Source organism: Nonomuraea sp. NPDC046570 (assembly GCF_040645915.1).
Taxonomy (GTDB): domain Bacteria; phylum Actinomycetota; class Actinomycetes; order Streptosporangiales; family Streptosporangiaceae; genus Nonomuraea.
The window spans coordinates 395784-409083 of the sequence record NZ_JBEYZF010000002.1; the positions used below are offsets into that span (position 1 = coordinate 395784).

Annotated in this window: 17 protein-coding genes; 12 read left to right on the forward strand and 5 right to left on the reverse strand. The window is 71.7% G+C overall.

Translation table 11 applies throughout. The features are described from left to right. Window positions 1–6: 6 nt before the first annotated feature. Both ABZ911_RS05460 and ABZ911_RS05465 read right to left on the reverse strand, forming a co-directional pair. Window positions 7–594: a disulfide bond formation protein DsbA gene (locus ABZ911_RS05460; protein ID WP_358052157.1), complete on the reverse strand. Its 588-nt coding sequence runs from the start codon at window positions 592–594 to the stop codon at window positions 7–9. 84 nt (window positions 595–678) lie between these two features. Then, complete coding sequence (locus tag ABZ911_RS05465; RefSeq protein ID WP_358052159.1) at window positions 679–1629, reverse strand: hypothetical protein; 951 nt, start codon at window positions 1627–1629, stop codon at window positions 679–681. Window positions 1630–1865: 236 nt separating this feature from the next. Here ABZ911_RS05465 and ABZ911_RS05470 point away from each other — a divergent pair, with 236 nt between their 5' ends. The 4 genes from ABZ911_RS05470 to ABZ911_RS05485 all read left to right on the forward strand — a co-directional run bounded on the left by ABZ911_RS05470 (window position 1866) and on the right by ABZ911_RS05485 (window position 4758). Next, window positions 1866–2270 carry a hypothetical protein gene (locus tag ABZ911_RS05470; RefSeq protein WP_358052161.1) on the forward strand — a complete coding sequence of 135 codons (405 nt, stop codon included), beginning with the start codon at window positions 1866–1868 and terminating at the stop codon, window positions 2268–2270. Window positions 2271–2386: 116 nt separating this feature from the next. After that, window positions 2387–3211, forward strand: a complete 825-nt coding sequence (locus ABZ911_RS05475; RefSeq protein WP_358052163.1) for a methyltransferase domain-containing protein — start codon at window positions 2387–2389, stop codon at window positions 3209–3211. Further along, window positions 3208–3813 carry a helix-turn-helix domain-containing protein gene (locus ABZ911_RS05480; protein ID WP_358052165.1) on the forward strand — a complete coding sequence of 202 codons (606 nt, stop codon included), beginning with the start codon at window positions 3208–3210 and terminating at the stop codon, window positions 3811–3813. The genes ABZ911_RS05475 and ABZ911_RS05480 overlap by 4 nt, the downstream gene beginning before the upstream one ends. Window positions 3814–3822: 9 nt before the next feature. Beyond that, window positions 3823–4758 carry a D-2-hydroxyacid dehydrogenase gene (locus ABZ911_RS05485; protein WP_358052167.1) on the forward strand — a complete coding sequence of 312 codons (936 nt, stop codon included), beginning with the start codon at window positions 3823–3825 and terminating at the stop codon, window positions 4756–4758. 4 nt (window positions 4759–4762) lie between these two features. Here ABZ911_RS05485 and ABZ911_RS05490 read toward each other — a convergent pair whose 3' ends face one another. Further along, window positions 4763–5662: an SDR family NAD(P)-dependent oxidoreductase gene (locus tag ABZ911_RS05490; protein ID WP_358052169.1), complete on the reverse strand. Its 900-nt coding sequence runs from the start codon at window positions 5660–5662 to the stop codon at window positions 4763–4765. Between the two features lie 61 nt (window positions 5663–5723). Between ABZ911_RS05490 and ABZ911_RS05495 the strand changes: the two genes are divergently transcribed. Further along, window positions 5724–6317: a TetR family transcriptional regulator gene (locus tag ABZ911_RS05495; protein WP_358052171.1), complete on the forward strand. Its 594-nt coding sequence runs from the start codon at window positions 5724–5726 to the stop codon at window positions 6315–6317. Here ABZ911_RS05495 and ABZ911_RS05500 read toward each other — a convergent pair. Further along, window positions 6291–7661 (reverse strand): alpha/beta hydrolase, encoded by a 1371-nt coding sequence (locus tag ABZ911_RS05500; protein WP_358052173.1) that lies wholly within the window; start codon window positions 7659–7661, stop codon window positions 6291–6293. The genes ABZ911_RS05495 and ABZ911_RS05500 overlap by 27 nt on opposite strands. An 82-nt stretch (window positions 7662–7743) precedes the next feature. Next, entirely contained in the window at window positions 7744–8373 is a 630-nt protein-coding gene (locus tag ABZ911_RS05505; protein ID WP_358052175.1) for an NUDIX domain-containing protein, read from the reverse strand. Between the two features lie 130 nt (window positions 8374–8503). On the opposite strand from ABZ911_RS05505, the gene hisD reads away from it, so the two are divergent. Genes hisD through priA form a run of 7 tightly spaced genes read left to right on the forward strand, consistent with a single transcriptional unit; the run spans window position 8504 to window position 13299 of the window. Then, window positions 8504–9808, forward strand: a complete 1305-nt coding sequence (gene hisD / locus ABZ911_RS05510; protein ID WP_358052177.1) for a histidinol dehydrogenase — start codon at window positions 8504–8506, stop codon at window positions 9806–9808. After that, a complete protein-coding gene (locus ABZ911_RS05515) occupies window positions 9805–10875 on the forward strand; it encodes a histidinol-phosphate transaminase (protein ID WP_358052179.1) in 1071 nt (356 codons plus the stop codon). The genes hisD and ABZ911_RS05515 overlap by 4 nt, the downstream gene beginning before the upstream one ends. After that, the gene (gene hisB / locus ABZ911_RS05520) at window positions 10872–11465 is read left to right on the forward strand and encodes an imidazoleglycerol-phosphate dehydratase HisB (protein ID WP_358052181.1); all 594 of its coding nucleotides are present in this window, start codon (window positions 10872–10874) and stop codon (window positions 11463–11465) included. Before ABZ911_RS05515 ends, hisB begins: the two co-directional genes overlap by 4 nt. Then, window positions 11462–11617, forward strand: coding sequence for a hypothetical protein (locus tag ABZ911_RS05525; RefSeq protein WP_358052183.1), 156 nt, complete (start codon window positions 11462–11464; stop codon window positions 11615–11617). The genes hisB and ABZ911_RS05525 overlap by 4 nt, the downstream gene beginning before the upstream one ends. Next, window positions 11611–12243, forward strand: coding sequence for an imidazole glycerol phosphate synthase subunit HisH (gene hisH, locus ABZ911_RS05530; RefSeq protein ID WP_358052425.1), 633 nt, complete (start codon window positions 11611–11613; stop codon window positions 12241–12243). Before ABZ911_RS05525 ends, hisH begins: the two co-directional genes overlap by 7 nt. Next, complete coding sequence (locus tag ABZ911_RS05535; protein ID WP_358052185.1) at window positions 12240–12569, forward strand: hypothetical protein; 330 nt, start codon at window positions 12240–12242, stop codon at window positions 12567–12569. The genes hisH and ABZ911_RS05535 overlap by 4 nt, the downstream gene beginning before the upstream one ends. A gap of 4 nt (window positions 12570–12573) precedes the next feature. Beyond that, on the forward strand, window positions 12574–13299 hold the full coding sequence (gene priA, locus ABZ911_RS05540) for a bifunctional 1-(5-phosphoribosyl)-5-((5-phosphoribosylamino)methylideneamino)imidazole-4-carboxamide isomerase/phosphoribosylanthranilate isomerase PriA (RefSeq protein ID WP_358052187.1): 726 nt from the start codon (window positions 12574–12576) through the stop codon (window positions 13297–13299). The last annotated feature ends 1 nt before the right edge of the window (window position 13300 follow it).

Here is a 13300-nt window from a genome sequence, read left to right on the forward strand (position 1 = left end):
ATGAATCTACAATGTAAAGGCGGGCTCCTCGTGCGGGACGCCCTTCAGCTCGTGGAACCCCGGAGTGGCCGCCACCAGCAGTGTTCCGTCCCACAGCAGCCCCGCCTGCTCGCCGCGCGGGATCTGCGACAGCACGGGCCCGAAGAACGCCGTCCCGCCGCAGGCGATCACCGGTGTCCCGATGTGCGGGCCGACGAGGGCGATCCCGGCGGCGGTGGAGGCGCGCAGCGCGTCGTCGTACTCCGTCGACTCCCCGGCTGTGACGAGGTCCTCCGGCAGGCCCGCCTCGGTCAGCGCCGTAGGGACGCCGTCCCAGTCGTGGCGTTGGAGTCTCGGGGCCAGGGTGGTGTAGAGCCTGCCGAGGGCCTGCTTGCCGTACCGCTGTTCGGCGGCGGCGCAGATGCGGGCCGGGATCCACAGGTAGCCCTCGGGGTCGCCTTCCGGGTCGTCGTCGCGGTGCTCGTTCAGCGCGGACAGGCTCAGCAGGTTCCAGCGCAGCTCCACGGGCCTGACCTTGGCCACCTCCAGCATCCAGCGGGAGGTGACCCAGGTGTAGGAGCAGGCGGGGTCGAACCAGAAGTCAACGATCTTCATGAGCCTCCTGCCGCCGTGATCGCCAGGTGGGCTTGTCCCGATTTGAGGGGGCGTTCATGGGGCGTGAGTCTAACCGCCCGCCGATCAGCGTTTCCGGGGGACTTCGACGATCGGGACGGTCGAGCGCAGGATGGTCACCCCGGCGATCGCCAGGCCGTCGGCGTTCTTCCACGAGTCGAGGTTGTGGGTGCCGGCCGCGACGTTCGTCCACTTGTGGTGCTGCCAGGAGTCGCAGGCGAACTGGACGGTGGCGCCCAGCGGGCGCAGCGCGATCCAGTAGGCGGTCACGCCCGGGGGGCAGGTCTTGTGCGACCAGATCTCGATGTCGCCGGCGGCCTCCTGGGTCCAGGAGCGGCTGGGCAGGCGTACGGCCATGCGCTCGGTGACCAGGCGCAGGCCGTACCCCTTGGTGACCTCGGGGGCGGCGTCGACCGGGGTGGCCGCCTGGATCGGGCCGGCGCTGGGGGGTTGCGGGGGCGCTTGGGCGGCGATCGGAGCGGCCGACTGGACCTTGCCCTGATCCGGGGGCGGCCAGAGGAACCAGATGGCTCCGCTCACCGCGATCACGGCCGCGGCCATGGCCAGGAACCGGGTCTTCCGCCAGTCCCACGGATCCTGTCGGTCGTCCTCCCGGTCCCGTCCGGGCGGATCGGGCGGCGCGGCCGTGGGGGGCGGTTGGGTGCGGGTCGTGTAGTGGCGGCTCGCGCGTGAGCGCCAGGAGCGTTCGACGGCTCGCATGCGGTCGCGCAGCGAGTCGACGCGGCGGCCGAGGGCGAGCAGCTCGTCGGCGAGCGGGCCGGTCAGCTTCAGCACGGTGACGACCTGGTGCATGACCTCCACGCCGGGCAGCTTGCTGCCGTGCGTGAGCTGCTGGGCGCCGCTCAGCCAGCGGGACACCGTACCCTCGTCGGCGATCCGGTGGTTGGCCAGGACCTTCTGCTGTGCCCCCGCCGCTTCGAGCGCGCGGGCCAGCGCGGACGCGGCGGCGTCCAGTGCGTCGATGAGGTCGTCGGCCAAATGCTCGAAGGGCTCCATCCGCGTGTCCTCCTCGCGGTTGCAGTCATCCAGCGATGTGCCTGGTCACAGCGGTCCAAATTGGACTCCAAGCAGTCGCCCCGGGGGTTGTGTGGCGGCGGTCGCGCAGGCATGGCGAAGGTGTGACGCAGAGCCCCTCGCTCGCCCCGGTTGATCATATTCGGCCGGATCGCCGAGGGCAGCGGGTTGCCCGCCAACCCGTACGCCTGCCCTCTCCTGACACGGAAAGGACGATCATGTCCGCACTTCTCAGCACGGTCCTGGCCGCCACGCTGGCCGCGACGTCCTGGTCCTCGGGTTCCGGTTTCTCCGCCCAGGTCTCCGGCATCGCGTCGGCGACCGCCCAGGTCACCTACATCGACGGCGAGGAGATCAGGGTCGACTCGATGTCGGTGAGCGACCTCAGGGTCGACGGCCACAGCGTGTACGCCTACTGGGTGATCCGCACCCCCGAGGGCTACAGCTCCAAGACCGGCGCCCGCGTCAACTCCCAAGACGCCAACACCACGCTCACCTGGCGAAACCTCCGCATCACCGACAAGCATTACGGCTTGAAGAAGCTCCAGCTCGTCGTGTGCGTCGACGACTGGGGCACGGACACCTGCCGCGCGAGCGGCGTCCAGGTCAACCCGCGCTTCTGACGCCCGCCCTTCACCCGGACCGGCAACGGTCCGGGTGAACCCGTTGACGTGCGGCGGCTCGGTGCCGCACTATGAACACACGTTCATGAACGCATGTTCACGAGAAGGGCGAGCCCATGCAGAAGATCGTCAACACCCACCAGGCCGAAGCGTGGAACGGCTACGAAGGCACCCACTGGGCCGACAACCAGGACCGCTACGACGCCGTGAACACCGCGTTCAACGCCTCCTTGCTCCAGGCCGCGGCCATCACCGAGTCCGACCACGTGCTCGACATCGGCTGCGGCACCGGCCAGCTCACCAGGCTCGCCGCCCGAACGGCCGTGCACGGGCGAGCCGTGGGCGTGGACCTGTCCGCCCCGATGCTCGCCAGAGCGCGCGCCACGGCAGCGGGCGAGGAGCTGACCACGGTCGAGTTCACCCAGGGCGACGCTCAGGTCCACCCCTTCCAGGAGGCCGGCTTCGACGTGGCACTCAGCCGTTTCGGCATCATGTTCTTCGCCGATCCGGTCGCGGCCTTCGCCAACATCGCCCGCGCCCTCCGCCCCGGCGGGCGCGTAGCATTCCTGGCCATGCGCGACCTCAAGGAGCACGACCTCGGCCAGGTGTTCGCCGCCCTGGCCCCCCACCTCAGGGCCCACACCGACGACGGCGACGGCGCCAGCCCGGTCTCCATGGCCGACCCCAAGGTCATCGAGGCCATCCTGAGCGAGGCCGGGTTCACCGACATCACCACCACCAAGGTGGACGCCCCCCAGGTGTGGGGGAAGGACGCGGCGGACGCCGCCGAATTCCTGCTCGGCTGGGGCCCGGTCCACCACCTGCTGGAAGAGCGGGACGAGGCCCGCGCCGCCCTCACCGAGGCCCTGCGCCCGTTCGAGAACCCCGACGCGGTACGGCTGCGCGGCGCGGCCTGGCTGGCCTGCGCGACCAGGCCATGACCCGCAGACCGCCCGCCGCCCTGCGCGACGCCACGGACCAGGACATCCGCCGGCACCTGATCGCCACCGCCGAGCGGCTCATCGCCCGCCGCGGCACGGCCGGGCTGACCGTCAGGCAGATCGCGCAGGAGGCGAAGGTGGCCAGCGGCGTGCTGTACAACTACTTCGCCGACAAGGAGGAACTCCTCGCGCTGGCCCTGCACGCGCACATCCGGTCGGCCGCCGCGGCGCTGCCCGAACCGGCGGCGGGCGGGACACTCGAATCCGCGCTCACCGCGTACGTCACCCGCAGCTTGGCCTTCCACGCCGCGATCATGCCCGCGTTCGCCGGCCTGTTCGCCCAGCCGGGCGTCCTGACCAGGTTCGCGGCCCTGCCCCAGCCCCGAAGCCTGCGCGAGGAGCTCGCCGAATTCCTGCGCGCCGAGCAGCGCGCGGGCCGGGTCGCGGCAGGCGCGAACCCGGACGCCGCCGCCACGATGATCATCGGCGCCTGCCACGAACTGGTCCTGCCCCGGCTGTACGGCGGCGCGACCGAGATCGAGGTGCCGCCCGGTTTCGTCGCCGACCTGGTCGCCACCATCCTCACCGGAATCGGGTCGTAGGCTGCCCAAGTGACCTTGTACGTCGAAATGGCCCTCACCCCGGCGGACCGCGACCGCATCCGGTCGATCATCGGCGGCGTCCCCGTCTGGTTCGCCGAACCGAAGCAGCACACCGGCCAGGACGCGGCCGCGTTCGCCGAGGCCGAGGTGGCGCTGGGAAACTGCCCGCCCGGCTGGCTGCCGTCCGCGAACCGGCTGCGCTGGCTGCAACTGGCCTCCGCGGGCATCGACTCCTACCTGCGCCTCGACTGGGCCGACCTGGGCCGCAGGCTGGTCGTGACCAACTTGTCCGGCGCGTTCGCCGACCCCGTGGCCCAGACCTGCCTGTCCGGCATCCTCGCCCTGTACCGGGGCGTGGACGAGATGGCCAGGCTCACCACCTGGGCCAAGGACGAGCTGCGCCCCCGCCTGCGCCTGCTCACCGGCGCCACGGTCGTCATCCTGGGCGCGGGCACGATCGCCGCCCGCCTGGCCGACCTGCTCGCCCCCTTCGGCTGCAAGGTGCTGCACTACTCCCGCAGTCGCGGCGACCTGCGCACCCTCGCCGACCTCGACGCCGCCCTGCCCTCCGCCGACGTCCTGGTCGGCCTGCTTCCGGGTACCGCCGACACCGAGAACCTCCTCGACGCCGGGCGTCTGGCCCTGCTGCCCCGCGGAGCCGTGGTCGTCAACGCGGGCCGCGGCACGCTGATCGACGAGGACGCCCTGATGGCGGCCCTGCGCGCGGGCCGCCTCGGCGGCGCCGTACTCGATGTCACCCGGCAGGAGCCGCTGCCTCCGGAGCACCCGCTGTGGACGTGCCCGAACACCCTGCTCACCCAGCACACCGCGGGCGGCTCCGACCAGGAGGTGAGCCAGACCTTGGACGTGTTCGCCGACAACTGGCGGCGCCACCGGGACGGGGTGCCGCTGCGCAACATCGTGGACTGGTCCCGCGGCTTCTGAGCCGTCAGCCTTCTCGGTGCTCCGGGGGAAGGTGGCAGGCAGGCGCCAGTTTCTCGCACAATGCCCAGATCGCCTCCCGGTTGCGCCGGTCGAGCACCGAGGCGGGCCACGACCTCGGCCGCCCGTCCGACCCGAAGTACGTCCCGGTCACCCCCTCCACCTCCTCGCTCGACGCCAGCAGGAGGCTGGACCGCGCGGGCTTGGCCAGGTCCTTCAGCAGCACCGGCCCGAGCAGCCGCAGCAACGGCACGACCGGGCGGTACGCCAGGGGGAACGCCTTCGCGGGCGTGGCCTGGTTGCCCGGCGTGTACGCGTGCCCGGGATAGGCCACGTTGATCGTCACCCCGGTGCCCGCCACCCGCTCGGCGAACAGGTGGCTCATCGCCATCATGATCACCTTGCTGTGGTTGTACTGGCAGAACGTCCAGCCCATGTAGGTCCGCTCGCCCTGGAGGTTGTCCAGGTCGATCGGCCCTGTCGGGATCCCGCCGGTGATGTTGACCACCCGTGCGGACGCGGCGGCGTGGAGCGCGGGCATCAGCAGGTGGGTGAGCGTGAACGGCGCCAGGACGTGCGCCGCGAAGGCGGTCTCGACGCCGTCCACGGTCAGTTCGCGGCGGGCCATGTTCGTGCCGACGTTGTTGATCAGGACGTGCAGCACGCCGTACCGGTTGGTCACCTCTTCGGCCAGTCGGTGCAGGTCGTGCTGGCGTGTGATGTCCGCCGTCAGCGCGTCGATGTGGTCGTTGCCGGTGTCGCCTCTCAGTTCGGCGGCGGCGGCCTCGGCCCGCCCCCGGTCCCGTCCCACGAGGACCACCTGGGCGCCGAGCCGCGCCAGTCCGCGTGCCGTCTCCTTGCCGATTCCGCCTGTGCTGCCGGTCACCAGGACCCTTTTTCCATGCATGCAGGCAGTATGTCACTCGGTGACATTCGTATCATCCGGTGTCTTAGGTAAACTCCGGTGCGTGGATGGACTGCGTGAGCGCACCCGGCAGGCGATGCGTACCGAACTGGCGGAACTGGCCCTGCGAATGTTCCTCGATCGCGGCTTCGACGAGACGACCGTGGACGACATCGCGCGGGCGGCCGGCATGTCGAAGCGCACCTTCTTCCGCTACTTCCCGGCCAAGGAGGACGTGCTCTTCGGCGGCGCCGACGACCTGGCCGCCCAGGTCGCCGACGAGATCCGGGCCCGTCCCGCCGGCGAGGACGCGTGGGAGTGCCTGCGCGTCGTCCTCGGCCGCTGGGAGCGGCGGATCCACGCCTCGAACGAGGAACTGGCCAACCTGCGGCTGATCGAGTCGACCCCGTCCCTGCAGGCCCGGATGCAGCAGAAGCGGAACCAGCTCCGCGGGCAGGTCGCCGACGCCCTGCGCGAGCGGTCCGGCGCCGGACTCGACGCCTTCACGGCGGACCTGCTCACCAGCGCGGCGGGAGCCGTCCTGGACGCGGTCTCCCGGGAGTGGCTCCGCAGCGGCGGCGCCGCGGACCGCGCCGCGCTGATCGACCACGCCTTCACCCTGCTGAAGCCGTCAGCACGTGGTCCTGGCCGCGGGTAGCACGCGGTCGGTGAAGTAGCGGTCGATGTGGTCGCGGGCGCAGATGTTGAAGCCGTAGAGCGTGTGGCCGGGTCCCTCGTGGCGGACGGTGGCGCTGCCCGGCACCTGCTCCAGCACGCGCTGGACGGCGTCGGACTCGCCCCAGGCGCCGGCGCCGAGCATCGGCGGCAGGCCCTTGGGCAGCGGGGTCGGCGGGTTGGTCACCGGCACCGGCCAGCCGACGCAGCCGAGGGTCCCGGTCGCCAGCGTGTTGGCGGTGCCCGCGTCGGGCGCGATCCGGCGCAGCCGGGCGATCGTCGCCTCCAGCTCGGCGCGATTCGCCGGGCGCGGCCAGTCCACGCATTCGGTGACGCCGGTCGACTGGTCGGGGTACCGGCCGTGCTCGGGGACGAAACCGGAGGCGTCGCCGCCCGCCGCCGCGCGGATGTCCCGCGCCAGCTTCGGCCACGCTCGCACCCCCTGCCGGGCCGAGCTGATCGCGAAGGACTGCAGGTCGCGGCCGTCGTAGGCGATCGCGGCCCTCTTGGCGGGGATCGGCGTGCGGTCGGCCCTGGCGATCAGCCCGCGCCATTTCGCGGGCACGTCGCGGCACCCGCCCGCGGTACACCAGTCGAAGAACCGGTCGATGGCCTGCTCGTTGCTCCTGGCCATCTTCTCCAGTTCGCCCACCCAGTCGGCGGTGGCGTGGTTCCAGGTGCCGTCGAGCACCATCGTGCGCACCTGGCCGGGAAAGAGGCGGGCGTAGTCCTGCCCGTAGAACCCGGCGTAGGAGGCTCCGTAGTAGTTGAGCTTGGCGCCGCCGAGGGCCTTTCTGATCGCCTCCATGTCCCTGGCGTGGTCGGCCGAGCTCATGGTGGCGAAGAGCTCGGGGTCCTTGGCGCGGCAGGCCTCGGCGAAGCCGCGGTTGGTGTCGGAGAGCCGCCCGAAGTCGGCGTCGTCCCGGGGGAACTCGGGCAGCGGGACGCGGGTCCAGGTGCACGGCAGGCCGGTGCTGAGGCCGCGGAACTGTTCGCCGTAGCCGCGCGTGTCCCACGTCACGATGTCCATGCGTTCGCGCAGCTTGGACCACCAGTCCACGGACTGGGTGATGGAGATCCCGGGTCCGCCCGGCCCGCCGTACGCGACCAGGACGGAGCCCTCCGAGGTGCCGGTGGCCTTCAGGCGGCCCAGCTTCAGCGTGATCTTGCGTTCCCCGGCCTTCTGCCAGTCGACCGGAACCTGCAGGTCGGCGCACTCCATCCTGACCTTGTCGGCCGGGCAGGGACGCCAGTCGAGGGGAGCGGGTTGCTGCGCCTGTACGCCCGAGCCCAGCAGGCTCAGGACGATGGCGATGGACTTCAACATGCCGGCCACGATCTCCGAAGGCCCGCCCCGGCCGCATCGGACCGTGGTCTGGCCCGGGGGCGCCGTATCAGACCAGGGGATGTCATCCCACGGCGACAGGCCCCGCCCAGGGCCGCCGGACCCCGTCGACGGCGGCCAGGAGCTTGCGTGTGAACCGATGCATATGGGGGTCAAGCGACTCCAGGGGATGGCTGAGCACCTGGGGGAGCGGCAGCCACCTGATCGCCTCGAACTCCTCCTCGTCGAAGGAGGTGATGTCTCCTGCCTCGGCCCGGAGCACGAACCACAACGACACATCGGTGTGCGGGCCCGGCCCCCGCGTGCGGGTGCTGGTCACGAAGAACGGGCGCTCCCCGGAGATCGCGGATGGGACCGCCTCGATGCGCAGTTCCTCGCGGCACTCCCGCACCACGGTGTCCCACGGGTGCTCCAGCGGCTCGACATGGCCGCCGCTGGGAAGCCACAGCCCCGCCTTCCGGTGGGAGACGAGCAGGAGCTCACCGCGTTCCTCGTCCTGGACCACGAAGTAGCTGACCAGGTGGGTCGCGGGAACGTCCGGCTTCCGGACCCGGTACAGCGGGGCGCCGCCGGTGACCCACTCCGTCACGGCGGTCAGGTCCGCGCGCTCCTGCTCGTCCCACGGCTCGACGGCTCCCAGCAACTCCGTCAGCCGGGTACGGGCGAGGCGGTCATCGGTCTCTGAGGCGGTCACGCCCGACATCATGTCGGCCTGGGGATTCCGATGCCAGTCGAGGGCTTCGCGGGGGACTCGTGACCTGCGTCTGCCGTCCCATATGGTGGACAGAGCGGGATTCAGGTGCTGGACTCCGTAGACTGTGTGGGTGATTTCCCGTATCGACCTGCGCGGTTCCCTTCCGGAGAACCTGCGCGACGTGCTGCCCCGTGCCGACCTGGACGTGGAGGCCGCCCTGGAAATGGTGCGCCCTCTCTGCGAGGACGTGCGCCATCGTGGGGCGGCAGCCGTACGGGAGCTGACCGCCAGGTTCGACCACGTCGAGATCGACTCCACCCGCGTCCCGGCCGAGGCCATCACGAGCGCCCTGGAGACCCTGGACCCGAGGGTCAGGGCGGCGCTGGAGGAGGCCATCAGGCGGGCCCGGCTGGTCCACCGCGACCAGCGGCGCACCGACACGACGACGCAGGTCGTCCCGGGTGGCACGGTGACCGAGCGCTGGGTGCCGGTCGACCGGGTCGGCCTGTACGTTCCGGGCGGCCGGGCGGTGTACCCGTCGAGCGTGGTCATGAACGTGGTCCCGGCCCAGGAGGCGGGGGTCTCCTCGCTGGCGGTGGCGAGCCCGCCGCAGCAGGACGGCCTGCCGCACCCGACGATCCTGGCGGCGTGCGCGCTGCTCGGCGTCGACGAGGTCTACCGCGTGGGCGGCGCCCAGGCGGTGGCGATGTTCGCCTACGGCACGGAGGAGTGCCGGCCCGCCCAGCTGGTGACGGGGCCGGGCAACATCTGGGTGGCGGCGGCCAAGCGGCTGCTCAAGGGCGTCATCGGCATCGACTCCGAGGCGGGGCCGACCGAGATCGCGATCCTGGCCGACGAGAGCGCCGACCCGGTGCACGTGGCGGCCGACCTGATCAGCCAGGCCGAGCACGACGTGATCGCCGCCGCGGTGCTGGTCACCGACAGCGTGGAGCTGGCCGAGGCGGTGGAGAAGGAGCTGCCGGGCCAGGTGTCCGCGACGAAGCACTCCGAGCGCATCGCCGAGGCGCTGCGCGGCAGGCAGTCCGGCATCGTGCTGGTCGACGACGTCGAGGCGGGCATCAAGGTCGTCGACGCGTACGCGGCCGAGCACCTGGAGATCCACACGGCCGACGCGCACGGCGTGGCGGCGCGGATCAGGAACGCCGGCGCGATCTTCATCGGCGCGTACGCCCCGGTGTCGCTGGGCGACTACATGGCCGGCTCCAACCACGTGCTGCCGACCGGCGGCTGCGCCTGCCACTCCAGCGGCCTGTCGGTGCAGACGTTCCTGCGCGGCATCCATGTGGTGGACTACACCCGTGAGGCGCTGGCGCAGGCCGCGCCGTACGTATGCGTGCTGGCCGACGCCGAGGACCTGCCTGGGCACGGCGCGGCGATCCGCGCGCGATTCGACTGGGAGATTCCTGAGCGGTGAACGTGGACGACCTGCCGATCCGCGACGACCTGAAGGGGCGCAAGCCGTACGGCGCGCCCCAGATCGACGTCCCGGTGCGGCTGAACACGAACGAGAACCCCTACCCGCCGTCCAAGGCGCTGGTCGACGACCTGGCCGAGGCGGTCCGCCGGCACGCCTCCGAGCTGAACCGCTATCCGGACCGCGACGCCGTCGAGCTGCGCGCGGACTTGGCCGGCTACCTCGGGCACGGGCTGGCGCCCGAGCAGGTGTGGGCGGCCAACGGCTCGAACGAGGTGCTGCAGCAGATCCTGCAGGCCTTCGGCGGGCACGGCAGGACGGCGATGGGCTTCGAGCCGTCCTACTCGATGCATCCGATCATCACGACCGGCACGAACACGGAGTGGATCGCGGGCGCGCGCGAGGAGGACTTCGCGCTCGACGCGGACAAGGCGGTCGCGGCGGTCGAGGAGCACCGTCCCGACATCGTCTTCCTGACCTCGCCGAACAACCCGACGGGCACCGCGCTGCCGCTGGAGACGATCCGGCGGGTGCTGGAGGCCGCCGACGGCATGGTGGTGGTCGACGAGGCGTACGCGGAGTTCGCCAGGTCGGGGACGGCGTCGGCGCTGAGCCTGCTGCCGGAGTACCCGAGGCTGATCGTGACGCGGACGATGTCGAAGGCGTTCGCGATGGCGGGCACCCGCCTGGGCTACCTGGCCGCGCACCGGGCCGTGGTGGAGGCGCTGCTGCTGGTGCGCCTGCCGTACCACCTGTCGACGTTGACGCAGACGGCGGCCAGGGTGGCGCTGGCGCACCGGGCCGAGCTGCTCGGCACGGTCGACGAGTTGCGCGCCGAGCGGGACGCGACGGTGGAGTGGCTGCGGGCCAAGGGCTTGACGGTGGCCGACTCCGACGCCAACTTCGTGTTGTTCGGGCGTTTCGCCGACCGCAGGCGGATCTGGGAGGGTGTGCTGGCGGGCGGTGTGCTGATCCGTGAGGTCGGGCCGCCCGGGTGGTTGCGCGTGTCGATCGGCACCGGCGAGGAGATGACGGCGTTCCGCGCCGCGATGGAGGGAGTTCTGTGAACCGCGTGGGCCGCATCGAACGGGCGACGAAGGAGACCTCGGTACTGGTCGAGGTGAACCTCGACGGCACCGGCCAGGTCGACGTGGCGACCGGCGTCGGATTCTACGACCACATGCTGGCGCAGCTGGGCAAGCACGGGCTGTTCGACCTGACCGTGAAGACCGAGGGCGACCTGCACATCGACTCGCACCACACGATCGAGGACACCGCGCTCGCGCTGGGCGCGGCCTTCCGCGAGGCGCTGGGCGACAAGTCGGGCATCAGGCGGTTCGGTCATGCGTCGTGCCCGCTGGACGAGTCGCTCGCCCAGGTGACGGTGGACCTGTCGGGCCGGCCGTACCTGGTGCACTCCGAGCCCGAGGGCATGGCGCCGATGATCGGCCCCGAGTACGACACGACGATGACCAGGCACATCCTGGAGTCGTTCGTGGCGCAGGCGGCCATCTGCCTGCACGTGCACGTGCCGTACGGGCGCAACGCGCACCACATCGTGGAGGCGCAGTTCAAGGCGCTGGCCAGGGCGCTGCGCGAGGCGTCCGAGCGCGACCCGCGCTCGGAGGGCGTGCCGAGCACCAAGGGCGTGCTGTGACCGAGAGCGTGCCCGCCATCGCCCTGGCCTTCCTGGGGCTGTTCCTCATCGGCGGGGTCATCTCGCTGACCAAGCAGGGGCTCAAGGTGGGCGCGGTGGTGTGCGGCGTCGCCGCGGTGATGGCGATCACGGGAGCGGTGATGTGGTGGTGAAGGACGTCGTCATCCTCGACTACGGCTCGGGCAACCTGCGCTCGGCCGAGCGGGCGCTGGCCAGGGCAGGCGCCCGGGTGACCGTCACCGCCGACCACGAGGCGGCGATGAACGCCGACGGGCTCGTGGTGCCGGGCGTGGGCGCGTTCGCGGCGTGCATGCAGGGCCTCAAGGCCGTCCACGGCGAGCGCGTCATCGACCGCAGGCTGTCGGCGGGCCGGGCGGTGCTCGGCATCTGCGTCGGCATGCAGATCCTGTTCGAGCGCGGCGTCGAGCACGGCGTGGAGACCGAGGGCTGCGGCGAGTGGCCGGGCACGGTCGAGCGCCTGGAGGCGCCGGTGCTGCCGCACATGGGCTGGAACACCGTCAAGGCGCCCGAGGGCAGCGCGCTGTTCGCGGGCCTCGACGCCGCCACCCGCTTCTACTTCGTGCACTCCTACGGGGTACGCCGGTGGGAGCTGCAGGCCGGTCACGGCTTCACCGACCCGCTGGTGACGTGGGCCGAGCACGGCGTGCCGTTCGTGGCCGCGGTGGAGAACGGCCCGCTCATGGCCACCCAGTTCCATCCGGAGAAGTCGGGGGACGCCGGTGCCGCGCTGTTGAAGAACTGGCTCGGCACCCTTTGAGCAAGGAGCGGGCGCGGCGGCGTGCCGTACGCGAGGCCGAACGTGAGCGGGCGCTGCGGCGCGAGGCGGGGCGGCAGGCCCGCAGGTCCCGCCGGCGCGCGCTCAAGGCCAGGCTGGTGCCCCGCCGTGTCCGCATCGCACGGCAGGGCGGTGTGCTGGCCCGTCGCGAGCGTGCCCGCAACGGCGTCGTCGCGCTGCTCTTCGTCATCGTCCAGCTGATCGCCTGGCTGCTGTGGTCGTCCTGGTGGGTCAGCTTCGGCGTCCTCGTCTTCTCCCTGCTGCTCGTCCCTGTTCTCGTGACCCTTGTTTTCGACCGGAGGACCTGAACACATGTCGCTCGTACTGCTGCCCGCCGTGGACGTCGCCGGGGGGCAGGCCGTCCGCCTCGTCCAGGGCGAGGCCGGAACCGAGACCGGCTACGGCGAGCCGCTCGCCGCGGCGCTGGCCTGGCAGGAGGCGGGCGCCGAGTGGATCCATCTGGTCGACCTGGACGCCGCCTTCCGCCGCGGCTCCAACAAGGAGCTGATCGCCGAGCTGATCGGCCGCCTGGACGTCCAGGTGGAGCTGTCGGGCGGGATCCGCGACGACGCCACGCTGGAGGCGGCGCTGGCGACCGGCTGCCGCCGGGTGAACATCGGCACCGCGGCGCTGGAGCAGCCCGAATGGTGCAGGCGGGTCATCGCCGAACACGGGGACAAGATCGCCGTGGGCCTGGACGTGCGCGGCACGACGCTGGCGGCGCGCGGCTGGACCGAGGAGGGCGGCGACCTGTGGGAGGTCCTCGACCGCCTGGAGACCGACGGCTGCCCCCGGTACGTGGTCACCGACGTCACCAGGGACGGCATGCTCGGAGGCCCCAACCTGGAGCTGTACCGCGAGCTGTGCGCCCGCACTAAGAGCCCCGTCGTCGCGAGCGGCGGCGTCTCCTCCCTGGACGACCTGCGCGCCCTGGCCTCGCTGACATCGCTCGGGGTCGAGGGCGCCATCGTGGGCAAGGCCCTCTACGCCCAGGCGTTCACCCTGCGCGAGGCGCTGGCCGCGGTCGGCGACTCGTGAT

Bases quoted from the DNA above. Each gene is read 5' to 3' on its own strand.
- ABZ911_RS05460 (WP_358052157.1), bottom strand. From the start codon at position 594: ATGAAGATCGTTGACTTCTGGTTCGACCCCGCCTGCTCCTACACCTGG.
- ABZ911_RS05465 (WP_358052159.1), bottom strand. From the start codon at position 1,629: ATGGAGCCCTTCGAGCATTTGGCCGACGACCTCATCGACGCACTGGAC.
- ABZ911_RS05470 (WP_358052161.1), top strand. From the start codon at position 1,866: ATGTCCGCACTTCTCAGCACGGTCCTGGCCGCCACGCTGGCCGCGACG.
- ABZ911_RS05475 (WP_358052163.1), top strand. From the start codon at position 2,387: ATGCAGAAGATCGTCAACACCCACCAGGCCGAAGCGTGGAACGGCTAC.
- ABZ911_RS05480 (WP_358052165.1), top strand. From the start codon at position 3,208: ATGACCCGCAGACCGCCCGCCGCCCTGCGCGACGCCACGGACCAGGAC.
- ABZ911_RS05490 (WP_358052169.1), bottom strand. From the start codon at position 5,662: ATGCATGGAAAAAGGGTCCTGGTGACCGGCAGCACAGGCGGAATCGGC.
- ABZ911_RS05500 (WP_358052173.1), bottom strand. From the start codon at position 7,661: ATGTTGAAGTCCATCGCCATCGTCCTGAGCCTGCTGGGCTCGGGCGTA.
- priA (WP_358052187.1), top strand. From the start codon at position 12,574: ATGTCGCTCGTACTGCTGCCCGCCGTGGACGTCGCCGGGGGGCAGGCC.